This window comes from Stenotrophomonas sp. YJH_SMC_120, from assembly GCF_059368675.1.
The window spans coordinates 376505-399824 of record NZ_JCAFRY010000002.1; the positions used below are offsets into that span (position 1 = coordinate 376505).

At 65.9% G+C, this 23320-nt stretch carries 21 protein-coding genes and 1 pseudogene; 18 read left to right on the forward strand and 4 right to left on the reverse strand.

The features are described from left to right. Window positions 1-6: 6 nt before the first annotated feature. Together AC5P60_RS05795 and AC5P60_RS05800 are read right to left on the reverse strand one after the other, a co-directional pair. Window positions 7-342 (reverse strand): DUF6984 family protein, encoded by a 336-nt coding sequence (locus AC5P60_RS05795; RefSeq protein WP_231522985.1) that lies wholly within the window; start codon window positions 340-342, stop codon window positions 7-9. A gap of 10 nt (window positions 343-352) precedes the next feature. Next, window positions 353-742, reverse strand: coding sequence for a hypothetical protein (locus AC5P60_RS05800; protein ID WP_231522984.1), 390 nt, complete (start codon window positions 740-742; stop codon window positions 353-355). Between the two features lie 1124 nt (window positions 743-1866). On the opposite strand from AC5P60_RS05800, the gene AC5P60_RS05805 reads away from it, so the two are divergent. Then, entirely contained in the window at window positions 1867-2688 is an 822-nt protein-coding gene (locus tag AC5P60_RS05805) for an alpha/beta fold hydrolase (protein WP_483693222.1), read from the forward strand. Between the two features lie 35 nt (window positions 2689-2723). Here the strand turns inward: AC5P60_RS05805 and AC5P60_RS05810 are convergent, their stop codons facing one another. Continuing rightward, window positions 2724-3518: an AraC family transcriptional regulator gene (locus AC5P60_RS05810; RefSeq protein ID WP_014647399.1), complete on the reverse strand. Its 795-nt coding sequence runs from the start codon at window positions 3516-3518 to the stop codon at window positions 2724-2726. Window positions 3519-3684: 166 nt separating this feature from the next. On the opposite strand from AC5P60_RS05810, the gene AC5P60_RS05815 reads away from it, so the two are divergent. From AC5P60_RS05815 to eptA, 10 genes and pseudogenes are all read left to right on the forward strand, one after another. Continuing rightward, the gene (locus tag AC5P60_RS05815; RefSeq protein WP_483693223.1) at window positions 3685-5559 is read left to right on the forward strand and encodes an FUSC family protein; all 1875 of its coding nucleotides are present in this window, start codon (window positions 3685-3687) and stop codon (window positions 5557-5559) included. 4 nt (window positions 5560-5563) lie between these two features. Next, complete coding sequence (locus AC5P60_RS05820; RefSeq protein WP_483693224.1) at window positions 5564-5773, forward strand: DUF1656 domain-containing protein; 210 nt, start codon at window positions 5564-5566, stop codon at window positions 5771-5773. Between the two features lies 1 nt (window position 5774). Beyond that, entirely contained in the window at window positions 5775-6659 is an 885-nt protein-coding gene (locus tag AC5P60_RS05825; protein WP_483693225.1) for an HlyD family secretion protein, read from the forward strand. Then, window positions 6656-8090, forward strand: a pseudogene (locus tag AC5P60_RS05830) (efflux transporter outer membrane subunit). The gene AC5P60_RS05825 and the pseudogene AC5P60_RS05830 overlap by 4 nt, the downstream one beginning before the upstream one ends. Window positions 8091-8224: 134 nt before the next feature. Continuing rightward, window positions 8225-8572 carry an RcnB family protein gene (locus tag AC5P60_RS05835; protein WP_049432801.1) on the forward strand — a complete coding sequence of 116 codons (348 nt, stop codon included), beginning with the start codon at window positions 8225-8227 and terminating at the stop codon, window positions 8570-8572. Between the two features lie 68 nt (window positions 8573-8640). Beyond that, window positions 8641-9174 carry a Cif family virulence factor gene (locus tag AC5P60_RS05840; protein WP_414497965.1) on the forward strand — a complete coding sequence of 178 codons (534 nt, stop codon included), beginning with the start codon at window positions 8641-8643 and terminating at the stop codon, window positions 9172-9174. 103 nt (window positions 9175-9277) lie between these two features. Beyond that, window positions 9278-9952 carry a response regulator transcription factor gene (locus AC5P60_RS05845; RefSeq protein WP_414489781.1) on the forward strand — a complete coding sequence of 225 codons (675 nt, stop codon included), beginning with the start codon at window positions 9278-9280 and terminating at the stop codon, window positions 9950-9952. Further along, window positions 9949-11181, forward strand: a complete 1233-nt coding sequence (locus tag AC5P60_RS05850; RefSeq protein WP_235650016.1) for a sensor histidine kinase — start codon at window positions 9949-9951, stop codon at window positions 11179-11181. Before AC5P60_RS05845 ends, AC5P60_RS05850 begins: the two co-directional genes overlap by 4 nt. 60 nt (window positions 11182-11241) lie before the next feature. Next, window positions 11242-11628, forward strand: coding sequence for a diacylglycerol kinase (locus AC5P60_RS05855; protein ID WP_005409934.1), 387 nt, complete (start codon window positions 11242-11244; stop codon window positions 11626-11628). 73 nt (window positions 11629-11701) lie between these two features. Further along, a complete protein-coding gene (gene eptA / locus AC5P60_RS05860; protein ID WP_483693227.1) occupies window positions 11702-13513 on the forward strand; it encodes a phosphoethanolamine transferase EptA in 1812 nt (603 codons plus the stop codon). Here the strand turns inward: eptA and AC5P60_RS05865 are convergent. After that, entirely contained in the window at window positions 13417-14337 is a 921-nt protein-coding gene (locus tag AC5P60_RS05865; RefSeq protein WP_043396360.1) for a M14 family metallopeptidase, read from the reverse strand. The genes eptA and AC5P60_RS05865 overlap by 97 nt on opposite strands. A gap of 146 nt (window positions 14338-14483) precedes the next feature. On the opposite strand from AC5P60_RS05865, the gene AC5P60_RS05870 reads away from it, so the two are divergent. The 7 genes from AC5P60_RS05870 (at window position 14484) to AC5P60_RS05900 (ending at window position 23223) form a co-directional block, all read left to right on the forward strand. Further along, window positions 14484-15137 carry a DUF3348 family protein gene (locus AC5P60_RS05870; RefSeq protein WP_483693228.1) on the forward strand — a complete coding sequence of 218 codons (654 nt, stop codon included), beginning with the start codon at window positions 14484-14486 and terminating at the stop codon, window positions 15135-15137. Window positions 15138-15147: 10 nt separating this feature from the next. Next, complete coding sequence (locus tag AC5P60_RS05875; protein ID WP_483693229.1) at window positions 15148-17412, forward strand: DUF802 domain-containing protein; 2265 nt, start codon at window positions 15148-15150, stop codon at window positions 17410-17412. Further along, window positions 17409-18047 carry an OmpA family protein gene (locus AC5P60_RS05880; RefSeq protein WP_049403425.1) on the forward strand — a complete coding sequence of 213 codons (639 nt, stop codon included), beginning with the start codon at window positions 17409-17411 and terminating at the stop codon, window positions 18045-18047. The genes AC5P60_RS05875 and AC5P60_RS05880 overlap by 4 nt, the downstream gene beginning before the upstream one ends. After that, window positions 17971-18414, forward strand: a complete 444-nt coding sequence (locus AC5P60_RS05885) for a DUF2894 domain-containing protein (protein WP_483693230.1) — start codon at window positions 17971-17973, stop codon at window positions 18412-18414. The genes AC5P60_RS05880 and AC5P60_RS05885 overlap by 77 nt, the downstream gene beginning before the upstream one ends. A gap of 280 nt (window positions 18415-18694) precedes the next feature. Next, window positions 18695-19159, forward strand: a complete 465-nt coding sequence (locus AC5P60_RS05890) for a YrhA family protein (protein WP_483693231.1) — start codon at window positions 18695-18697, stop codon at window positions 19157-19159. A gap of 266 nt (window positions 19160-19425) precedes the next feature. Then, entirely contained in the window at window positions 19426-21744 is a 2319-nt protein-coding gene (locus AC5P60_RS05895) for a TonB-dependent receptor (protein WP_483693232.1), read from the forward strand. A gap of 21 nt (window positions 21745-21765) precedes the next feature. After that, window positions 21766-23223 (forward strand): esterase-like activity of phytase family protein, encoded by a 1458-nt coding sequence (locus tag AC5P60_RS05900; RefSeq protein ID WP_495201707.1) that lies wholly within the window; start codon window positions 21766-21768, stop codon window positions 23221-23223. The last annotated feature ends 97 nt before the right edge of the window (window positions 23224-23320 follow it).

A 23320-nucleotide genomic window follows, 5' to 3' on the forward strand; every position in this document is an offset into this window, starting at 1 on the left:
CAGGCGTCAGTGCTCGCTGAAAGCGCTCCTCAGATCGACGCCGATGATCGGCGAGAAGTCCACCTTGCACAGCTCCAGCTCGAAGAGCTGATCCTGATTGTCCAGGCACAAGGTGACCCTCACCGGCACGCCGTCGGCATCGGCAAGCATGGCCGTGGCAATGTCACTTCCGAAGACCTGAGTCGTGCTGGACAGGAACACCACGCCCCCGAATCCGACGACCTCCACGTCCTCCACCTGGGCGAGTGCCAGATCCTTCAACAACCGTTCGGACAGCTCGGTCGTCTCGGGCAGAAGCCTGTGGATGAGGGAGACCTCGTCCGGGGTGAGGAATCTGGGCACGGAATGTCCTTCAGGGCACTGCATCCGCCATCAGCAGATGCTCGATCCGCCATGTCCTGGCGTAGATCAGAATGACGCTTCCGGTCGAGCTGGTCTCGATACGGAAACACTTCAGACCGGACAGCGGATAGCCGACCGCCTTCCAACGATCAAGAAGATGAGCAAGTCCCGGCTCGTCATCGTCCACCATGGCGAACTCTATTCCCTCCTCCCCCAGTACGCCGAAGTTCATGAGCGCGGAGCAACCGTAGGCTTCCGGGAAGCAAACGATTGACTCCCGACCATCCGGCCAGCGCACCCGGACCTTTACCTCATCGCACACACCAGGATTGCTCCTGTCAATGTTGAAGGCCAGCAACGTGGCGTCACACCATTCAAGGGAGTTGAAATCTTGGTTCATCTACTGGAATCCGCCAGATGCATACGACGGAGGTGCGCCCCCGGTCGCCCCTTCCTCTCTCTCACCACTCCTGAAGCTCCCCAAGGTTGAGGTCCCGGGCATAGGACCGCCGACTACTGATCCGTACTTCCTTGGATGCGAACCTTCGACCGTCCCTGCATTCGACTGCGAATTGGTAGCTTCTGGGTTCCGGCCCTGCAACGACCATCATGGGGACCGAGAATGTGCTTCCAACCGGTTTCGACGAAACTACACCTTCGCCCTCCCCGAGCATGCTCAGCTCACAATCGAGAGCGCGAACGTCACCCTGACCTGGCGGCACGCTTCCCGAGACGCGCACGATCATATCGCCACCCGATGTTGCACAGCCGGCCAGAACCAGACCGGCAATGACAGCTGCGGCATACCTCACCTTCGCCCCTTCTTCGCATTGTTAATGCACCTGTTGAACGCACTGACGTTCGCATTCACCACGGTCAACAGTTGCCGGATGGTGTAGCTGGCGGTACCTGCCGAGGTGACCAGCGCGATGCGATTACCTATGACGTCATAATCTCAAGCTCCCTTGCAAAGAGGTGGTTGAGAAGGCCCGCTATTCCGGGGACCCGTCTGCAAAATGCCGCTTTCTCCTAAAGGCAACGAGAACGAAGGCTGTCGCAGCCAGGAAGGCACCAAACGCATCCCAGATTCGGCCCAGCCACAGCATCAAAGCGGAAATGGCCAGCCACATTACAGATAGTGCAAGAAACCATCCGCGCGTCAGCTTCATAGGGCTCAATACACAGTTTGAGTTCCAACCATAGCGCAGACGATAGCCAATGCAACCTAATAGATTGCCGGCATCCCTTCCTCCAAATGCTGCAACGCCGGCGACAATGGGCAAAAGCAGCGTCAGATCCGACGCACCAGATGCCGGCAAGGTCAGCCGCGTTGATAGGCGGGCGGAACAACCCGCAGCACAGGCGCAGCGACCTCATGCACCATGACTTCCTACACAGGGATTAGGTGTTATACCTCACTACATTACCAGCACGACCTGTCGCGAGGTCGGCAGGCTGTGGCACTCCGCTGCAGACCTGGCCCATCGGAAGGGCTGGCACGCGTCACGGCCCAAGGGAATGGCAATGAAAAGCAGCCGAGTGACGTTGTGGGCGCTGGCTGCCATGATGGCCGCAGTGGGCACCGCGCACGCAGGGGAAATCCAGGTGGATCGAGGCGCTTACACACTGCAGGCCAAGGAGATGGGGGCCGGCCCGATCACCGTGGTCTTTGAATCCGGTTTCGGGCAGGGCGCGGGGGCCTGGAAGGAGGTGGTTGCCGGTCTGGGGCGCGACTACCACAGCATCACCTACGCCCGTGCGGGACTCGGCAAGTCCGGCAGCGACGGTCACCCCAAGCGCATCGATGCGCATCTGGCCGACCTCACGGCCGTGATCGATACGCTCGCCCCCGGTCGCCGCGTTGTGCTGGTGGGTCACTCCTATGGCGGCCTGCTGGCCACGGAGTTTGCACGCCGCCATCCGGAGCGCCTGCAGGGCCTGGTGCTGGTGGACCCGGCCACGATGGGTCAGCGCCATGCGTTCAAGCAGGCCGACAGTGCCCGCGTGCAGGCAGATGTTGCCCAGCTGCGGGCGATGCTGCCGCCAGCCATGGCCGCCGACTACGCCGTGCTGACCGAACAGCTGGATGCACCCGGTGCGGAAACCCCGCGCACGATGCCGGACGTGCCGGTAGCGCTGCTGACTGCAACGCAGCTGGCTGCCGAACCGCTGTTCTTCGAGGAAACCGCAGCGGGCAAGGCGCTCTGGAAGGCGCAGCACGCCCTGCTCTTCTCGGGGTTCACGCGCGGCTCGCACCGCTACCTGGCAACCGGCCACACCCTCCAGCGCGAGGATCCCGCTGCGGTGGTGGCCGCGATTCAATCAGTCTCCGGCACCTTGAAGTAGCCGTTCCAGGCAACGGCCTCCCCCGTTGTTCCCGGCTACTGCCCACGCAGGCGCACCGCAAAGTACCGCGCCGGGGAAAGGCCAAGCGCTTTCTTGAACATCGTGATGAAGGCCGTCACCGACTCATAGCCCAGCGTCTCGGAAACGCGTTGTACCGGTGCACCGGCGGCGAGTTCACGAATGGCGATGAGCAGGTGCAGCTGCTGCCGCCAGCGCCCGAAGGACAATCCCGTTTCCCGTTCGATGAGGCGGGTCAACGTGCGCTCGCCCAGGGCCAGGCGCACGGCCCACTGGCCGATGGTGCTGCGGTCTGCCGGATCCGCCGACAGCGCCGCCGCCAGCGCACGCACCTTCGGGTGATGGCTGACCGGCAGCGACAGATGCTCGGCCGGCATCTGTACCAGCTCGTCCAGCAACACCCGCGCCAGCCGGTCGGTGTGGCTGCCATGCGGATAGTCCAGCGGCGCGTCGGCCAGGTGCAGGATCATCTCGCGCAGCATCGGCGAGATGGCCAGCGTCACGCACTGCGCCGGCAGGTCGACGATGCCGGGCTCGACGAACAGGTAGCACAGGCGCGCGTTGGCGGTGGCGCGGTTGCTGTGCGGCATGCCGCCCGGAATCCAGACGCCACACTGGGGCGGCACGATCCACAGCGCATTGGCCACTTCGCAGGTCACCGCCCCATGCAGCGCAAGAATGAGCTGACCCTTTCGATGCTCATGCACCGGAATTTCCGCGTCGTGCTCGGCCACCTGCAGGCGGCTGGCAACCGCCGGGCGATCGGTCTCGTCCGGGTCCAGGTCAAAGCCGGGGAGCGAAATGCGAGCCATTCTCACATTGACCGGTTTTAGTGATTGATTGTCATTGTAGCGAAATTCGCCAGTGCGGCCGGTCACTAGCATGAGCTGCATGCACTCCCCCAGCCCGCTCCGCCCCCACCTGCTCCAGGCATTTGCGCGGTTTAAAAGCCCTGCCGTCAGGACCGACCAGGAGGCGGTGCTGTTCTCGCTCAAATGCCTGCTCGCCGCGTCGCTGGGGCTCTATGTCTCTCTAAGGGTCGGCCTGAACCGCCCGTTCTGGGTGATCGGCACGGTCTATCTGGTATCACAGCCTCTTTCCGGGGCAACGCTCAGCCGCGGCCTGTTCCGCCTGCTCGGTACCGTGGGCGGGGCCGTCGCCACCGTCGCGCTGGTGCCACGCTTCGCCAATGCGCCCTTGGTGCTGAGCGCCGCGCTCGCCACCTGGATGGCGCTGTGCCTGTACCTGGCGATGCTCGACCGCACGCCACGTGCGTACGCGTTCCTGCTGGCCGGCTATACCACCAGCCTGATCGGGTTTCCTGCGGTGATGGTGCCGGGAGAGGTGTTCACCATTGCCATCACGCGGGTGCAGGAAATCGCCATCGGCATCCTGGCCGCCACGCTGGTACATGGGCTGGTGCTGCCACGCCGGGTCTCGATGCGCGTGCACGCACGGGTTGCTGCCGTGCTGGAAGATGCGGAACGATGGACACGCGACATGCGCGCCAGTGCATCGGACACGGTGCTGGCGACGGACCGCTCGAAAGTGGCCGCCGACCTGCTCGAGCTGCATGTGCTGTCGATCCACCTGCCCTTCGACAGCGCCCACGGCGTCGCCCAGGTGCAGATCCTGCGTGCCCTGCATGACCGGATGCTGGACGTACTGATGCTGTCCAGCGCGGAGGAAGATTCCATCGCTCCGCTGCGTTCACCGCAGGCCGGCACAATGGATGCAAGCGGCTGGCGCGATCTGCTGCAGGCCAGCCTCGCCGCTCAACAGGCCGAGCTCGACCTCGCCCACTCCGACTGCCGCGTGCTGCAGGCACAACTGCACACTGCCCGCCCCGACTGGCGCCTGCATGTGCCTGACCGTCTTGCGCGGAATGTGCAGGGCGCAGTGATTCACCGGGATCACAGGAACGCCGCGCGCAGCGCGCTGGGCGCGTTCGTCGGCATCCTGCTGAGCTGCGTGCTGTGGATCGTTACCGGCTGGTCGGAAGGCGCCACGGCGGTGTCCATCATCGGCACAGCGTGCGTGCTGTTCGGCACGATCGAAGCGCCGGCACCACATGTCATGCGCTACCTGGTGGGATCGTGCATCGGCGTTGCCGTCGGCCTGGTCTACGGTCTGCTGATCTTCCCCGCGCTGTCCGATATTGTCGGCCTGATGGCCGCGCTGGCGCCTGCGCTGCTGCTATGCGGATCGTTCCTGGCCCGGCCGCCCTTCATCATGGCTGCGCTGGGCGTGGTGCTGACGTTTCCGCTAATCGCCGGCCTGGGCGCGACCAATTCGACCAACATCGTCGGCGCGCTCAACAACAGCGTTGCGTTGTTCATCGGTACAACGGTGGCACTGTGCAGCATGCAGCTGTTCCAGACCGCCGATGCGGGCCGCAACCGCGCACGGCTGGAGCGTTCGATCCGTCGGGATATCGCACGACACGCCGCCGGACAAGGTGATGTGACCCGCGCGTGGCTCAGCCGCATGCTGGATCGAATCGGGCTGCTCGCTCCCAGTTTGCAGGGCCGTTCCAGCGCCGCGCACGACCTGCGGGCGTTGTTTGCGGACGTTCGTGCGGCACGTGCATCCAGCCAACTCCGCGCGCTGGAAAAGCGGCTGCACAACCCGCAGGTTCGGGCGCTTCATGCTGCGCTGGTCGAACGCATCGCTGCACATTTCGGGGTTCGCGCCCACACGGCACGCAGTGTCGACATCCATCTTCTGGAACTGCTGGACCGCATGCGCGAGGCAGCTGCGGCCAGCACCGGGGCTGATCGTGAGCATCTGTCGCACCTGCTCAGCGGGTTGCGCCGCGACCTGCTGGCATCCCCGCTTAACCATCGGCACTGACCACATGCTCTCTGATCTTTCCATTGATGGCGTGCTCATTCCCGGCCTGCTCGCCGTGGCCGCCGCCGCGCTGGCGCTGTCGATGCTGACCTCACGCCTGCTCGCCAGCCTCGGCCTGTACCGGTTGTTCGCCGCGCGGCCCTTGGTGGGCCTGTCCCTGTTCGTGACCCTGGCGGAGCTGATGATCCGGCTCTCGCCCCTGCTCGAGAAATGAAATGAAACACCTGCTTGCCGTCATCGGGCGCTGGAGCGCTACGCTGGTTGTATTCGCGATTGCTGTCGTCGCCGCACTGTGCATCTGGAAGCGTTACGAAATGCGCCCGTGGACGCGGGATGGGCGGGTGCGCGCCGATGTGGTGCGCGTTGCATCGGACATGGGGGGGCTGGTCACCCAGGTGCTGGTGCACGACAACCAGCGGGTCAGCGCCGGACAGCTGCTGCTGGTGCTGGATCAACCGCGCTTCGCTGCCGCGCTTGAGAAGGCCGATGCAGCGGTCAGCAGCGCTCGCGCCACGCTGGCGCTGGCCCGCCGCGAATCGACACGGGACAACGCACTTGGCAACCTGGTCGCCTCGGAGACACGCGAACGCAATGCCGCCAAGGTCGATACCGAGTTGGCAGCGCTGGCGCAGGCACGGGCCGAACAGCGCGTCGCCCAGCTCAACGTGCAACGCACCGAGGTGCGCGCAACCACCGACGGCATCGTCACCAACCTGGACCTGCACGCGGGCGACTACCTGCAACCCGGTGCGCAGGCACTGGCGCTGATCGACACCCACAGCCTGCGTATCGAAGGCTACTTCGAGGAAACCAAACTGGCCTGCATCACCGAGGGCGATGCCGCCGTGGCCCGGCTGATGGGCGACACCCGCGATGTCCGCGGACGCGTTGACAGCATCGCCGCCGGCATTGCCGACGATCAGCGCTCAAGCACGCACAACCTGCTGCCGGCCGTGGCGCCGACCTATACCTGGGTGAGGCTGGCACAGCGCATCCCGGTACGCATCCGTATCGATGATGCGCCGCCGGATACCCGCCTGATCGTAGGTCGCACCGCAAATGTGACCATCACGCCCTCGGCACTGGGAGCCTGCAAGTGAGCGTGCGGACAGTACGTGGTGGGCTGCTTGCCGTGCTGCTGCCCCTGACAGCCTGCGTGTCCGGCCCCGACTATCACATGCCTGGGAATGCCGTCGCAGCCTCCCCACGGGCGGCGCGGGCGTTCGTCTCGGGCCAGGACGCATCGTTCAGCCACGACGCGCCACCGGATCGATGGTGGCAACTGTATGGCGACCCCCAGCTTGACGCCTACGTACGCGAAGCACTGGCGGCCAATACCGACCTGCGCGCCGCCGATGCCAACCTTCGGCGCGCCAGCGCGACCGTGCTGGAGTACCGCGCGCGGTGCCGTGCAAGGGGACGTGGATGCATCGGGCACGCTCGTCCATGCCGGTGGCTACACCCAGGCGTCGGCCGCGCCGCAGTCGTACGCGCTGGGCCTCCACCTCTCCTATCCGCTGGATCTCGCAGGTGGCATCCGCCGCGGCATCGAAGCCGCCAACGCGGACACGGAGGCGATTGCTGCGGCACGCGACCAGGTTCGCGTGGTCGTCGCTGCGGCCGTCACCCGTGCCTATCTCCAGGTGTGCACAAGCAATCACACGCTCACTGCAACCCGGCAGGTGCTGGCGATACAGCGCGCCACGCTGGAGGCAACCCGACGCCTTGCTGCCGGCGGGCGCGGAACGGACTTCGATGTCAGCCGTGCCGGTGCCGCCGTCAATCGCAGCGCGGCGGCGATACCGCACCTGCTGGCGGAACGGCAGGCCTCGCTGTTCGAACTGGCCGCATTGATGGGCAAAGTCCCGGCAGACTATCCCAGGGAAGCAGAAAGGTGCCCACAGCCCCCTGAGCTGCAGCAAGCATTGCCGATCGGTGACGGCTGGCAGCTGCTCCAGCGGCGCCCTGACGTACGCGCAGCCGAACGCAGCCTGGCCGCCGCGACTGCAATGATCGGTCTCGAGACGGCGGCTCTCTATCCGCAGATCACCCTGGGCGCCTCTTCGGGCGTGGCCGGCACACCGGCGCATCTGCTGTCTGCCGACGGCTTCGGTGCGAGCATCGGCCCCATACTGTCATGGCACTGGCCCAACCGCCGCGTAGCCAAGGCCCGCATCGCGGCGGCCGGTGCCAATGCGGAGACCGCTCTCGCTTCCTTTGACGGCATCGTGCTGCAGGCACTGCGCCAGACCGAGACCGCGCTTTCTGCCTGCACGCAGGAGCTTGAACGCGAGCGCAGCCTGGCGCACGCGCGTCGGGACGCAGCCCGGGCCACCGAACAGGCACAGCAACTCTACCGCTTCGGCAGGATCGATTTTCTCGACGTGCTTTCGGCCCAGGCCGAGCTGGCAGATGCGGAGTCCGCGTTGGCCGCCTCGCGCGCGGAGCGCATTGACCGGCAGATGGATCTTTTCCTGTCGTTGGGCGGAGGCTGGGCCGCAACGGATTCGGCCCCGGGCGCGGTCCAATGACCCGCTGCCTGGCGACGACTTCAGGCCCCGCCGTCTGTTCAGGAAATTACCGCCTACACCCGCATTCATTCACATGGATTGCCCTATATTCCCGCCACAGCGCCGCATGCTGCGGCCATGACGGAGGCATCCCCATGAAGACCACACGTTTGCTTGCCATCGCATTGAGCGCAGCCACCGCGTTGGCCGCGGTCCCCGCCTTCGCCGATCCGCCGCACCACGCCCGAGGCAACGGCCCGCCGCCGCACGCAGGCGGCCCGCACCACCGCGATGCGCCGCCGCCGGGCTGGCAGAAGAAGGCCTGGCGACGTGGCGAGCGCCTGCCGTGGGCCGAAGTGGACCGCCGCTACTGGGTAGACGATTACGCGCGCTATGACCTGCGCGAGCCGGGCCGCGACCGACGCTGGGTGCGCCAGTCCGATAACGAGTACCTGCTGGTGGAGATCGCCACCGGCTTGATTGTTGACGCGCTGCATCGTTGAATGCGGAGCGCGCCGGGGCCCTGTAGCCGTGGCCCTGGCGCGCTCCCACCACACTGCGGCCGACATGAATGATGCGAACCACCGGATTCCAGAGCGCGTTTCTCATTGTTGGCCTCATCGCAGGCCAGCCGGCCCACGCTAGCCAGCAACCATCAGCGGCGGATGTAAAAGCGATCGAACAGGTGGTCGAAGCGTTCCGCACCTCGCTGATCAACAAGGACAAGCCGACCTACATGGGCCTGTTCTTCTCGGACAAACCAGAAGACATCGGCTGGCAGTTCGTTTCCGAGGACGCGCGCCTGCAGGACATCCGCAAGGCCAAGCCCGATGCAATCAAGGCGCGGCAGATTCCTGCAAACAACTTCATCGCGCTGATCGACGGGGCGGTGGCCTCGCCGAAGCCGAAGGAAGAGAAGTTCTCCAACACGAAGATCGAGACGGATGGTGATGTGGCTTCGGTCTCGTTTGACTACAGCTTCCACGACGATGGGGTGAAGACCAACTGGGGCAAGGAGATGTGGCAGTTGATCCGCACCGAACAGGGCTGGAAGATCTTCTCGGTAATCTACTCGGTCCGCGATTCACGCAGCCCGGCCGATTGAGCAGGGCTTGATGCGGGCGCCCTCACCCGCGATCCATTCAGCAAGGGCATTGGCATTCGGCCAGCGATCGGGCAGAGTTCAGCCACGCGCAAGGACGCATGCCATGACCCGCCTGCTGATCATCGAAGACAACCCCGAGCTGGTTGCCAACCTGTATGCCTTCTTTGAACCGCTGGGTTACGTACTGGACGACGCCCGCGACGGCGCCAGCGGACTGCGCCGGGCCACGCAGCACGACTACGACGCCATCCTGCTGGACCTGATGCTGCCGCGGCTGGACGGCATGACGCTGTGCCAGAAGCTGCGCCAGGAGTTCCAGAACCCGGTACCGATCCTGATGCTGACCGCGCGCGATCCGGTCGAAGACCGCGTGCAGGGCCTGGCCTTGGGCGCGGATGACTACCTGGTCAAACCGTTTTCGCTGATGGAACTGGATGCGCGGATCAAGGCCCTGGTGCGCCGGGCACAGGGTCGCCAGGTCCAGAGCGTGCTGGCGTGGAAGGACCTGCAGGTGGACACGCGCTCGCCACAAGCCTGGCGGCAAGGCCGCTGCATTGCGCTGACGCCCACGTCGCACAAGCTGCTGATGTGCCTGGTGCGTGCGGCGCCGGCCGTGGTGCGCAAGCAGGAAATGGAGTACCTGGTCTGGGGCGACGAGCCACCCGACAGCGGCGCGCTGCGAACCCACATCCATGAGCTGCGCCTGCAGGTGGACCGCAGCTTCGACACCGCGCTCATCACCACGGTGTACTGCGTCGGCTGGCGCATGCAGGCGTGACCCGTGCCTCCCTCTACCGCCGCCTGAGCCTGCGCACCCGCATCACGATCTCGTTCGTGCTGTTGATGGCCGGTGCCATGGGCTTCATCGTACTGGCCGAACAGGTGGACTACGACCAGGTCCGGGCCGCTGTCGTCGCGCGGACCCAGGACAATGAAGTACGCCGCCTGCAGGACGAACTCGCCCGTGGTCGGCGTCCCGACCTGCCCTCCGGCAGCGCACTGTTCGATGCCCAGGACGTGCCTGTCGTGCTGCGCCAATATGGCCCGGGATATCACGGCGAAGCAGCACCCAACGAGTGGCACCTGCGCGTCTTCGACAGTGCCGGCCAACGTTACTACCTGCTGCAGGACGCAGCCCCCTATGGCTATCTGGAATACCTGATCAATGCCTTTGCGGCACTGGTCATTTCGATCTGCGTGCTTGGCGCCTTCCTGATCGGTCGCAAGGTAGCGACCCACGTCATCGCGCCCATCACACGATTGGCCGATGCGGTGCAGGACGGCCACAAGCCCTTTCCCTACCAGGACGCACGCGATGAGATCGGCGTGCTCGCGCGCGCCTTTGCCCGCCATAGTGACGAGCTCGAACGGTTCCTGCATCGCGAGCAGTGCTTCAGTGGCGATGCCAGCCACGAGCTGCGCACGCCGCTGGCCATCATCGGTGGTGCTGCCGAGACGCTGGCCTGCCAGCTTCCGGCCGACAGCCACCTGGTTCCCAGTGCCGAGCGCATCCTGCGCACCACCCAGGAGATGCAGCGCCAGCTGACCTGCCTGCTGCTGCTCTCTCGCGCCCCCAGCACCGTGCCACGCAACGAGGTGGCCCTGCGTGCGCTGATTGAATGCTGCATGGATCGCTGCCAGCCCTGGCTTTCCAGCAAGCCGGTGATCGTTGCGTTTGATGCCCTGCATGACACCGTGCTGCACACCAACGCGGATCTTGCGCGCAGCGTGATCTGGAACCTTCTGCGCAACGCCTGCCAGTACACCGAAAGCGGCGAAGTCCGGATCACCCTCCACGACGCCGCACTCATCGTCGCCGACACGGGGCCCGGCCTGCCCTCCAGTATCGATCCACAGCTGTTCCAGCGCTTCGTACCCGCTAGCGTGCACAGCGGCGAGGGGCTGGGGTTGTCGATCGTGCAGCGCATCGTCGAGCACCTGGGTTGGAGGATGACGGTGCATTCATCGCAGCAGGGATGCCGGTTCAGCCTGGAGTGGCCCCTCTGACGATTTCCTGACGCACGCGCGCACATGCTGGGAATTGCTCACTTCACGGCGGAAAACCGCATGCAGCACCCCAAGGACAGCGGCAAGTACCCGCACGGGAAGACCGGCCTGAGCCGCATCTTCCACACCCTCATCCATTCGCGCGATGGATTCGTCGCCACCTTCCGCGGCGAGGCAGCCTTTCGTCAGCTGCTGCTTCTGCACGCGCTGTTGATCATTGCAGCGTTCGTACTGGACATCAGCGCGGTCGAGCGCGCGATAGTGCTGGCGGTCTGCTTCATCAGCCTGCTGGTGGAACTGCTCAACTCGGCGATCGAAGCGGTGGTTGATCGCATCTCCCTGGAACAGCATCCCCTGTCAAAGAACGCCAAGGATATGGGCAGCGCCGCGCAGACCACCGCACTGTTGATGGTGGGCGCGGTGTGGGGCGTGATCCTGCTGGGCTAGTCCGCCCAACCTGACAACTTCCTGATAAAGCGGTTTCGATACTGCGCGCACTCCCGCTCCACGGAACCTGCTCGTGCGTCAATGCCGCCGTTTTCCACGGCCCCATCCGATCGTTCTGGTCTGGGCCGTCGCACTGTTCTTCACCACGATTGGAAACATCGCCCTCTGGAAGACGCTGTGGGGGCTGGTCGACCTCAACAGCGTGCGCAGCGTGCTGTTCCTGGTCAGCCTGCCGGTGGTGCTGTTCTGCCTGTTCAACCTGATGCTGATGCCACTGCTGGCACTGCCATTCCTGCGCAGGCCGCTGCTGGCGCTGCTCGTTGTCGTCAGCGCCGCCTGCAGTTACTTCATGCTGCACTACAACGTGCTGATCGATCGCAGCATGGTGCAGAACGTGTTCGAGACCAACCAGGCCGAACTGAACGCCTATCTGTCGCTGCCACTACTGTTGACCCTGCTGGCGCTGGGCGTGCTGCCTGCTGCCGGGCTCGCCCTGGTGCGCACCACCAGCGGGGCCGGTTCGATACGTTCGCTGCTGGTGTGGCCGGCCAGCGCTCTGGCGTCATTGCTGGTACTGCTGGCAATCGGCTTCGCGTTCTACAAGGACTACTCCTCGCTGCTGCGCAACAACCGCTATCTCCGTGACCAGGTGCTGCCGTTGAATGTCGTGCGCCATACCCACGATTATCTGAAAGGCCTCTACAGCGCCCGCCAGCAACCCTTGCGCCCGATCGGCATGGACGCACGGCGCGTACCGGGCCCGCGTCCGAAGCTTGTGGTCATGGTCGTCGGCGAGACCGCGCGATCACAGAACTTCCAGCTCAACGGCTACCCACGCGCGACCAATCCCCGGCTCTCGCGCAAGGAAGGCGTCATCAGCTTCAGTGATGTTTCCTCATGCGGAACCGCAACAGCGATCTCGGTGCCGTGCATGTTCTCGCAGATGACCCGCCGCCAGTATGACGATGTACGCGCAGCGACCGAGGAGAACGTGCTCGACATCCTGCAGCGCACCGGCATCAGCGTGCTCTGGCGCAACAACAACAACGGGGGCTGCAAAGGCGTGTGCGAACGCGTGCCGACCGAGGACATGCCCGCGCTGAAGGTGGCCGGCCAATGTGTCAATGCCGACGGCACCTGCTATGACGAGGTGCTGCTGCATCAACTCGGTACCCGCATTGATGCCATGAACGGCGACGCCCTGGTCGTGCTGCACCAGCTTGGCAGCCACGGCCCGACTTACTTCGAACGCTACCCGGCACAGTCGCGGGCATTCAGTCCGACCTGCGACAGCAACCAGATCCAGCAGTGCAGCAACGAGGCGCTGGTCAACACCTATGACAACACCCTGGTCCACACCGACCGCATGCTTGGCAAGACCATCGACCTGCTGCAGGGCTATTCGGACCAGCGTGATGTCGCGCTGATCTATGTGTCCGACCATGGCGAGTCGCTCGGCGAACGTGGCATGTACCTTCACGGCACGCCTTACTTCATCGCGCCGCGCGAGCAGACCCAGGTGCCGATGGTGATGTGGTTCTCACCGGAGTTCAGCCGCAACGCGGGCGTGGACCTGGCCTGCCTGCGCGGGAATGCCCTGCACCGGGCGCACAGCCACGACAATGTCTTCCACTCACTGCTGGGCCTGTTCGGGGTCAACAGTACGGTTTACCGGCGCGATCTGGATGTCTTCGCCGGCTGCCGCGCGTCGGCTTCGCCGGCTGTGGCCACCTCGCCAGCCAAAGAACGGCGCCGGTTGATGCCGGTCGCTGCCCGGAACGTGGCGCGCTACTGCGCCGCCAGGGCGAAATCCAGGCCCGCACACACCGCCGCCACCTGGGCGTCGTTGCATTCCTGCGGGTTGGTGCGCGGGCTGTCCGGGTAGACCTCGGTGGTGGTGGCAAAGCGCGCGTCGGTGAAGCCGGCGCAGGCGCCGATCGAACGCGATTCACCCCAGACCACGCCCGGCGACTGCAGCGGCAGGCCGACCAGGTTGCCTTCGGCATCGGCCGGGGCGATATGGGTGACCGGGGCCACGGCGGTGATCAATGCCTTCTGGAACTCGGCCTGCGGATCTTCGCTGTTGCCGATCACGTAGAAGCCATCCGGAATGGTGTCGCGCTCGAACGGCTTGCCGTCGCGGGCACAACGCGCCGGATCGAACTCCTGCAGGTCGCTGTCGGTGGTCTCGTGCAGGTCCAGGTGCACCAGCAGGTTCGGCTTGCGCTCGGCCACCCAGGCCATCAGCGCGGCGGCTTCCACGATCTGGCCGCCGTCACGGAAGCTGCGGTTGGGGTCGATGGCGTCCGGGTTCCAGCGCTGGATGCGCTCGTAGCCCCACGGGCTGACGCACGGCGCCACGATCAGGTTCAGCCGGCCCAGGTAACGCTCCGCCTGCTGCTCCAGGAACTGCAGGGCACCGTGCACGCCGCTGGTCTCGTAGCCATGCACGCCACCGGTGATCAGCGCGGTCGGCAGCGCCGGGTTCCAGTCGTGGTTGACCACGGCGAACAGCGGGTAATGGTCCGGCGCATAGTCCAGCTGGCCGTACTGGATCACATCGAAGCTGTCGTCCAGGCGCTCGAGCGCGGCCACCACGTCGTCGTGGTAGCTGCGCCGGCGCTGCTGGCGGGCCCGCCACTGTGCGCGTTCCGCGTCGCCCCAGGGCTGTCCGGGGGTGCCGATCGGGTAGAACTGCGCAACGGTCATTGGGGAACTCCAGGGGTCGAACGGGATGGGTGCAGCCGGACATTCTAAGCCTTGTCGCGCCTGCGGGCGCCCCCGCCCCGCCCCGCCTTCATCCAGCCGGGGTCATCTGGTTGTAAAATCAATGGTTTTTGGCCCCTCACCCCTTGATGGCGAACGCAGCGCAGCCGGTCCTGGGTGGACCGGAGTTCCTCCGCCTGCTCGCCCGTCTCAGCGACGGCGCGATGCCGGCCACCAGTCCCGCCCTGACCGATCGCCTCGGCCAGTGGGTGGACTGGAGCCGTGCCGTGGTCCTGTCCGGGGCGCTCGGCGGACGCCTGCCCGAGCCGGGTGAGGCCACCGAGGCGGTCGAGGATGTGCTGGCCGACTGCGCGCAGGCGCACGCCAGCCTGCTGGCCTCTATACGTGAGGATGCCGAAGCCGAGCGCCTGCTGGACCTGGCCGAAGCCGCCGCTGCACCCAACTTCGCCTCGCTGCGCCAGCGTTACCGGGTACTGCAGCAGGCCATCCAGACCGCCACCGGGCGCCTGCGCGGCCGCCTGCGCGACCAGCTGGTGCAGGTTTCGCCCGAGCTGGCGCGGCTGGCCGAGGTCGATGCGGTGATGGAACAGACCCTCACCCCGCGCGAGCACAGCCTGCTGGCCACTGCGCCGGCCGTGCTCGGTGCCCGTTTTGAACGCGTGCACGGCCAGCCCGGCTGGCGCGCGGCCTTCCGCCATGACATGCGCACCCTGCTGCTCGCCGAGCTGCAGCTGCGCTTCCACCCGATCGAAGGGCTGCAAGACGCCCTGCGCTCCCACTGACCGGAACACCATGTCCAGAACTGCTTTCCATGTCGTTGTTTTCCTTGTCGGCCTGCTGGCCGTGTGCTGGATCGGCATTGGCTATGTTTCGGTGCATCCGCTGGGTGCAGCGGTGGCGGCGATCATCGCGGCCTGCTACATCGCCGGTGGCGTGGAGCTGTACCGCTACCGCCAGGCCAGCAACGGCCTGCGCAGTGCACTGAACGACCTGTCCAGCGCGAAGGAGAGCCTCACTCCCTGGCTGGAGCGCGTACCGGCAGGCCTGCGCAATGCCGTGCGCCTGCGCGTGGAGGGCGAGCGCACTGCCCTGCCCGCTCCGGTGCTGACCCCTTACCTGGTCGGCCTGCTGGTGCTGCTGGGCATGCTCGGCACCCTGCTGGGCATGATGGACACGCTGCGTGGCACCGGACTGGCCCTGCAGAGCGCGACCGACATGGCCGCGATCCGCGGCTCGCTGGCCTCGCCGGTGCAGGGTCTGGCGGTGGCATTCGGCACCTCGATCGCCGGTGTGGCCAGCTCGGCCATGCTCGGTCTGCTGGCCGCGCTGCTGCGTCGTGACCGCCTGCAGGCCGTGCAGCAGCTGGACCGCGCCATTTCCGGCGACCTGCATCCGTACTCGCAGGCCTGGCAGCGCGCCGAGTCGCTGCGCCTGCTGCAGGCACAGTCCGCGGCGCTGCCGGCGCTGGTCGACCGCCTGCAGGCGATGACCAGCACCTTTGAACAGCACAGTGCGGCCGCCAATGAGCGCTTGCTGGCCGGCCAGGCCGAGTTCCTGACACAGAGCCAGGCCCTGCAGGAACGCCTGGCGGTCTCGCTGCAGCAGTCGCTGCGCGAAGGTGCCGAAGCCAGCGCCGCCGCCATCGGTGGCGCGCTGCAACCGATGGCCGAGACCACCCTGGCTGGCCTGGCCCATCACGGCGAAGCACTGCATGCCCGCGTCGAGCAGGCCGTGCAGCAGCAGCTGGCCGGCCTGAGCGACGGTTTCGAACGCAGTCGCGTCGCGACCGAGGCCAGCTGGGCCAAGGTGGTGAGTGAACAGACCCAGGCACAGCAGGCACTGGTGAGCGACCTGCGCCAGCACCTGCAGGCCTTCAGCGATGGCCAGGCCACGCATGCCGAAGCGCTGGTCACACGTATCGGCGAGCGCCTGCAGGCCGATGCACAGGACAATGCGGAGGCCTTGCGTGCTGGCGCCGAACAGCAGCAGGCCCTGAACAGCGCACTGGTCGAGCGCCAGCAGCAGGCGCTGCTCGCAGCTGGTCAGCAGCTGAACGAGCACGCGCAGGCGGTGCTGCAGGCACTGGAGCAGCAGCACAGCGCCAGCCAGTCGTTGCTGCAGGATCACGAACTGCAGCGTTTGCAGGATTGGCAGGCCGCGCAGGCCGCCGCTGCCACCGCGCACGCCGAACTGCAGGCCAGCCTGGACAGCCGCGAGCAGCAACGCCAGGCGCGCTGGGACGCGGTCAGCGCCGAGTTGCAGCAGGCCCACGCCGCCCTGCAGGCGCAGCTGCAGGCCGGCGACGAACAGCGCCTGCAGCGCTGGAGCGATGCTCTGCAGCACGTTTCCACCGGGCTGGCCGAGCGCCTGCAGGCCAATGGCGAACGCCTGGCCGCGCAGCAGCAGCGCGTCTGCGACACGCTGGCGGAGACCGCGCAGCAGATCGGCGAGAACGGTCGCGCACAGGCCAGCGCCACGCTGGCCGAAGTGTCCACCCTGCTGCAGACCGCCGCCGCCGCGCCCAAGGCCGCAGCCGACGTCATCAACGAGCTGCGCAGCACGCTGTCCGAGAGCCTGGTGCGTGACAACGCGATGCTGGAGGAGCGCGGACGCCTGCTGGCCACCGTGCAGACCCTGCTGGATGCGATCAACCATGCCTCGCACGAACAGCGCACCGCTGTGGACGCACTGGTCGGTGGCTCGGCCGAGCTGCTGGAACGCGTTGGCAACCGCTTCACCGACCATATCGCTGCCGAGACCGGCAAGCTGGACGGTCTCGCCGCAGCGCTCCACGGCAGCGCCGGTGAAGTCGGCCAGCTGGCCAGCCGCTTCGGCGAAGCGGTCGCGCAGTTCGGCAGCGCCTCCACCGAGCTGTCCGGCCGCCTGGAACAGATCGGCGGCGCACTGGATGCCTCGCTGGCCCGCAGCGACGAGCAGCTGGCCTACTACGTGGCGCAGGCGCGCGAGGTGGTCGACCTCAGCCTGCTGTCGCAGAAGCAGGTGATGGAAGAACTGCAGCAGCTGGCCGCGCGCCGCGGCAAGGCCGGCAGCGCATGAGCGACGAGCTGGAGGTCGACGGCGGTTCGCACGCCCCGATCTGGGCCGCCTTCGGCGACCTGATGTCGGTGCTGCTGGGCGCGTTCGTGCTGATACTGGTCGGTGTGGTCGCGGTGCAGCTGGAGCTGTCGCAGCGGCTGGACCAGGAAGTGAAACAGCGCCAGGCCGAAGCCAAGCGCCTGCAGACCCTGGAACAGGCGTTGGCTGTACCGCTGGCCGCCGGCCGCGTGACGCTGGTGGATGGCCGCATCGGCATCAGCGGCAGCGTGCTGTTCGCGCTGAACTCCGACCAGCTGCAGCCGGAAGGCCAGGAGCTGCTGCGCAGTCTGGCCGCACCGCTGGCCGCCTACCTGGGCAGCCGCGAAGAGATCCTGATGGTCAGCGGCTTCACCGATGACGCACCGGTGCGCGAAGGCAATCGGCGTTTCGCCGACAACTGGGAGCTGTCCGCGCAGCGCTCGCTGACCGTGACCCGCACCCTGATCGCCGATGGCGTACCGGCTGACGCCGTGTTCGCCGCCGCGTTCGGCAGCGAGCAGCCGGTCAGTTCCAATGCCAATGAGGAAGGCCGCGCACGCAACCGCCGCGTGGAAATCGCGCCGATTCCCAAGCCCAAGGCCCCGGATGCCAAGTAAGCTTTCAGCGCTCGAAGGCCTGCGCGCACTGGTGCGCGACCTCGATGCGGGGTCGCGCTCGCTGCCGCATTACCCGCAGGTGCCGATGCTGCAGCAGGTGCAGCGCGAGTGGTCGGAGCTGCGCAGTGAACTGCAGGTCCGCCGCTCACTGCGCACCGAGGCCCCGGCCGACGGCGGCCCGCTGAACTCGGCGGTGCTGGTGCAGCGCATGCTGGACACGATGCAGGCCACCAGTCCCGGCTACCTGCGACATTTCATCGACTATGTGGATACGTTGTCGTGGCTGCAGGCGCTGCAGGACGGTGCCGTGAGCAGTGGTGACACCGCAAAGCCGAAGCGCACGCGCAAACCGCGTAATACGGGTTGATCGCGCGTTGACGCCGCCTTCGTTCGGCGCCCCTGGATACGACACTCCTGTTCCGCGCTCCTGTATACGACGCTCCTGATGCGCGCGCCTGGTAGACGCCAACCTTGGTTGGCGCTTTTCGGTTCCCAGCCGCACTGCTGTCCAATCGACGCCGAGTGCCAACCACGTCATTGATTGGCTACTTTGGCCTGTATGGACCACCTTGCATTGACGTCGGATGGTGAATCCAGCCAATGTCCGGCTGCCTGACTCCCTCACCCGCGAGCTCCAACCTCTGTAGATGCAGCCTTCAGCTGGAACCAGACTTCTTAAACTCCGCGCGAACCTCGATGAGGCCGAGATGTACCTTGGCCCTCCACTCGGACGTTCTGGCATCGAATCACTTCAGAGCTTGGCGCTTTCTACGCTAGGCACCGCCCTGCCAGAGTCTTATCTGGACTTCCTTTCAAGCCACGACGGTCTGGTAACAGAGGGAGTCTTCCTTTACTCGAGCATTCCACGCCCCTATCCCGGTGGCGGGACAGCCCATGCGCTGGTGGAAATGAATCTCCTTGCACGCGACCAGGGATTCATGGACGGCTATGTAGAGCTCGGAGAGAGTGATATGGACTGCTATGTCTTCGAGTTCATAACCAGCCTGTACCATGTTCGCGACAAAGTGGCGTTCGACAACGTGTATCACGAATTCGTGTCCTTCGACGGGCTTCTCTCCCACATACTCGATCTGGTCGAACAACACTGCTGACGGCAATCTGGGCGAGAGCTCTTCCAACAGGGTGGCGCAGCATTCATTCGGCGTCGCGCATGCCAACCAAGGTTGGCATCTACCAGTGCATGCGTCGGCATGCCACGCGTGTAGCGGTGTCACCAGACAGTCATCTGTCTAGCGCACCATTTTCACGTTGACCCACGGCGCCCGCAGCGCCTGCAGTCGCATCGCTTGTCTCCCCTTTTCAATTCCATGAGCTCCGCGCCAGCGCGGTGGCTCGTGCCTGCCTGAGTGTCTGCAACATGACGAAGACTTTGTTGGCCGCCGCGCTGTCGATCGCGCTTGCTCCCGCGGCTTGGGCGCAGGATGCTGCCCCGACCTCCCATGGCACGCCCGCCACCGACCTCGATGCGGTTTCGGTGATCGGCAGCGGTGAAGCGCGCCAGGTGCAGCGCATCACCCGCGAGAACCTCGACATCCTGCCGCCGGGGACCAGCCTGCAGAAGACCCTGAACCTGCTGCCGGGCGTCAACGCGCAGTCGGCCGATGCGCTGGGCACCAACGAGCAGTCGATGACACTCAGCCTGCGTGGCTTCAACTCCACCCGCCTCGGCTACACGCTGGATGGCGTGCCGCTGGGCGATGGCGCGTACAACAACTACAACGGCCTGACCATCAACCGTGCGCTGATCAGCGAGAACATGGCCGGCGCCGAACTGGCCGTGGGTATCGGCAGCCTCGGCACGCCGTCCACCAGCAACCTCGGTGGCACCATCTCGTACACCTCCGACCGCCCGGCCCAGGAACTCGGCGGCCGCGTGGTGCAGACCTTCGGCAGCGATGCCAACCGCCGCACCTTCGTGCGTGTGGACAGCGGCGGATACAACGGTTTCTCCGGCTATATCTCCGGCATGAATGCCGTCTCCGATCTGTGGAACAACCAGACCGCCTACAACAGATCCACCACCAAGCAGTTCAACGCCAAGGGCGTGTGGAACTTTGGCCGCGGCCAGATCACCGGCTTCGTCGATACCTCGCGCACTACCCAGGCGGACTACTTCTACCTGTCCAAGGACGAGATGTCGCGCGGGCTGGGCTGGGACTGGGGCGGCTATGCGCCGGACTGGAACAAGGCCGTGGCCAAGGCCTACTGCAATACCGCCAGCTTCAACGCGAAGAAGTGCGACAGCAGCGGCCCGGACAAGGATGCCGACGGTGCGTTCACCGCCGGGCAGATCCTGCGCGATGACAACCTGTACTACCTGGCCGGCGATTTCTTCCTGGCCGATGGTTTCAGCCTGCGTGCCCTGGCCTACCACCACGACGACCGCGGCGAAGGCCACAACTGGAACAGCGGCGCGTGGTCGAACAAGGGCACCGCGCAGGAAATCCCGATCATCTTCCGCAACACGATCTATACCATCGACCGCGATGGCGGCACGCTGTCGTTCGATTGGGAACTGGGCGCGCACCGCATCGAGGGCGGCGTCTGGTACGAGCGCAACACCAGCAGCGCCGAGCGCTACCAGACCGCCGTGGACGGCCCGCGCGATCTGAGTGGCATGAACACCCTGCCCTCCGATGTCGGTGTGTTCGCCCAGCGCACGCGCTGGAAGACCCACCAGTTCTTCCTGAAGGACACCTGGCGCCTGCTCGATGATCGCCTGACACTGGAGTTCGGCGCCAAGAGCCCACATGCCACCTCCGATGCGCAGGCCCTGCCGGGCGACGCGAAGGCACCGATCTCGCCGGCCTCCAACAACCAGTTCGCCACCGGCTCGCTGAAGGCCAGCAAGAACTTCCTGCCCAGCATCGGCGCCAACTTCCGCCTGGCCGAGCATCACGAAGTGTTCGCCAGCTACGCCGAGAACATCGCCATGTTCCAGGGCGGCTTCAAGCTGGGCCCGCAGGCAGTCAGCCAGGCCACCTGGAACGCGCAGGGCAACCTGAAGCCGGAAGAATCCCGCTCGCTGGAGGCCGGCTACCGCTTCGTCACCGATACCCTGCAGGCCTCGGTCGCGGCCTACAGCGTGCGCTTCGACAACCGCCTGCTGCAGTACAACCCCTGCGACTCGCGGCAGCCGGTCGGCCCGACCTGCGGCAACCGCTTCTACAACGTGGGCGGCGTCGACAGCCGTGGTGCCGAGCTGACCGTGCTGTGGACCCCGAACGAGCACTTCAGCTGGTACACCTCGGCCTCGCTGAACCGCTCGACCTATGCGTCGAACTACGTGCAGGCCGGCGTCGAGCAGCAGATCAAGGGCAAGATCCAGACCGATACACCCAAGCAGCTGCTGGCCACCGAGATCACCTGGCGCGACAACGGCTGGTTTGCCAGCCTGCGCGGCAAGTACACCGGCGAACGCTTCTACACTTACACCAACGACCAGGGCTTCGGCGGCTTTACCGTGTTCGATCTGGCCGGTGGCTATGACTTCGGTCAGGTCGGCTTCGCCAAGGGCATGCGCGTGTCGTTCAACGTGACCAACCTGACCAACAAGCGCTATGCCAGCAACCTGGATTCGAGCGTGTTCGCCCCGAGCGACCCGGCCGGCAAACTGTACGTGTTCCATGCCTCGGCACCGCGCCAGGTGTTCGGTACGATCGACCTTCGCTTCTGATTAACCGCCCGGAGTCCACCGATGCTCACGACCGCCCTGCTGCTGGCCACTCTCTCCGCCAGCGGATACTCCGCTCCGCATGAGGCGACGGGCGCAGCGCCGTGCACCCTGCAGCTGGGCGGTCGCAGCTATGTGGACAAAGGCCTGGTCGCCGCCGGGCGGCTGTCGGCGGGCACGGTGGACTTCCTGGGCGACACGCTGGGATCGTTCTCGTCGCTGGCGGTGCAGCCCGGCACCTGGAAGCGCACTGCCAACGGCTACGAAGGCGTGTTGTGGACCCTGCCCGACCGCGGCCGCAACGATCCCGGGGCTGGCCTGTTCTACGACTACACCGGCCGCGTCGAGCGCATGCGGCTGCGCATCGACGTTTCCCCGGGCAAGTCCGAGCTTGGCACGCTGGCGATGGCGCCCGACAAGGGTGTGGTACTGAAGGATTTCAACGGGCAGCCGTTCACCGGTGCCGACCCGGGCGACCACACGGTCACCCAGCGCCAGGTGGTGCTGCCTTCGCCGGCCAGCGGCGCTGGTGCGGGCAAGGTCTCGCTGGATGCTGAGTCACTGCAGTTCACCGCAGATGGCCACTTCTATATCGGCGACGAGTACACCGCCAACGTCTACTACTTCGATGCGCAGGGCCAGGTGCAGGATGTGATCGTGGCACCACCCGCGATCCGTCCGCAGCGCGACGGCAAGCCGGCGTTCGGTTCGCTGGCGCCACCGCAGACCGGCCGACGCAACAACCAGGGCGTGGAAGGCATGGGCCTGTCACCCGACGGCAGCCGCCTGTTCGTCGCCCTGCAGAGCGCGACGCTGCAGGACAGGGCGCAGGGCAACGCGGCGGGCCGCATCAACACCCGCGTGCTGGTCTACGACGTGACGGCCTCGCCAACGCCACAGCAGCCGATCGGCCATTACGTGATGGCTTTGCCTGCCTACGCGCACGACGGCAAGGGCAAGCTGGACCGAACCGCGGCGCAGAGCGAGCTGCGCGCGCTGGATGGCCATCGCTTTCTGCTGCTGGCCCGCGACGGAAACGGGCTGGGCAAGGACGGCGACGACCCGATCGTCTACAAGTCGGTGCTGCTGGTCGATGTGGCCGATGCCACCAACCTGGCCGAAAGTGCCTATGAAACCGGCACGGCCTCGGTTCTGGCCGACCCGACCGACACCGCGCTGAAGCCGGAGATCATGCCAGCACGCAGCGACGAACTGCTGAACCTGCTGGACCGCCCGCAGTTGGCCCGTGCCGGGCTGGACCTGGACACAAAGCGCGGCCCACATGCCGGACTGCTGTCAGAGAAGTGGGAAGCCATGGACGTGCTGCCGGCGCTCGACCCGCAGCACCCGAACGACGTACTGCTGCTGATCGGCAACGACAACGACTTCATCGCCCGCCACTGCCGCATGCAGGGCCAGGCCTGCGACAGCCCGTACGACAACGACAACCGCGTGCTGGTGTACCGCCTGACCCTGCCTTGAATCGTCGCCGGTCTTGGCCCGCCGCTACCGGATCAACCCGCTGTTTGTTGTAGGGCCGAGCCCATGCTCGGCTGCTTTTCCTTCAGGCATCCGTATC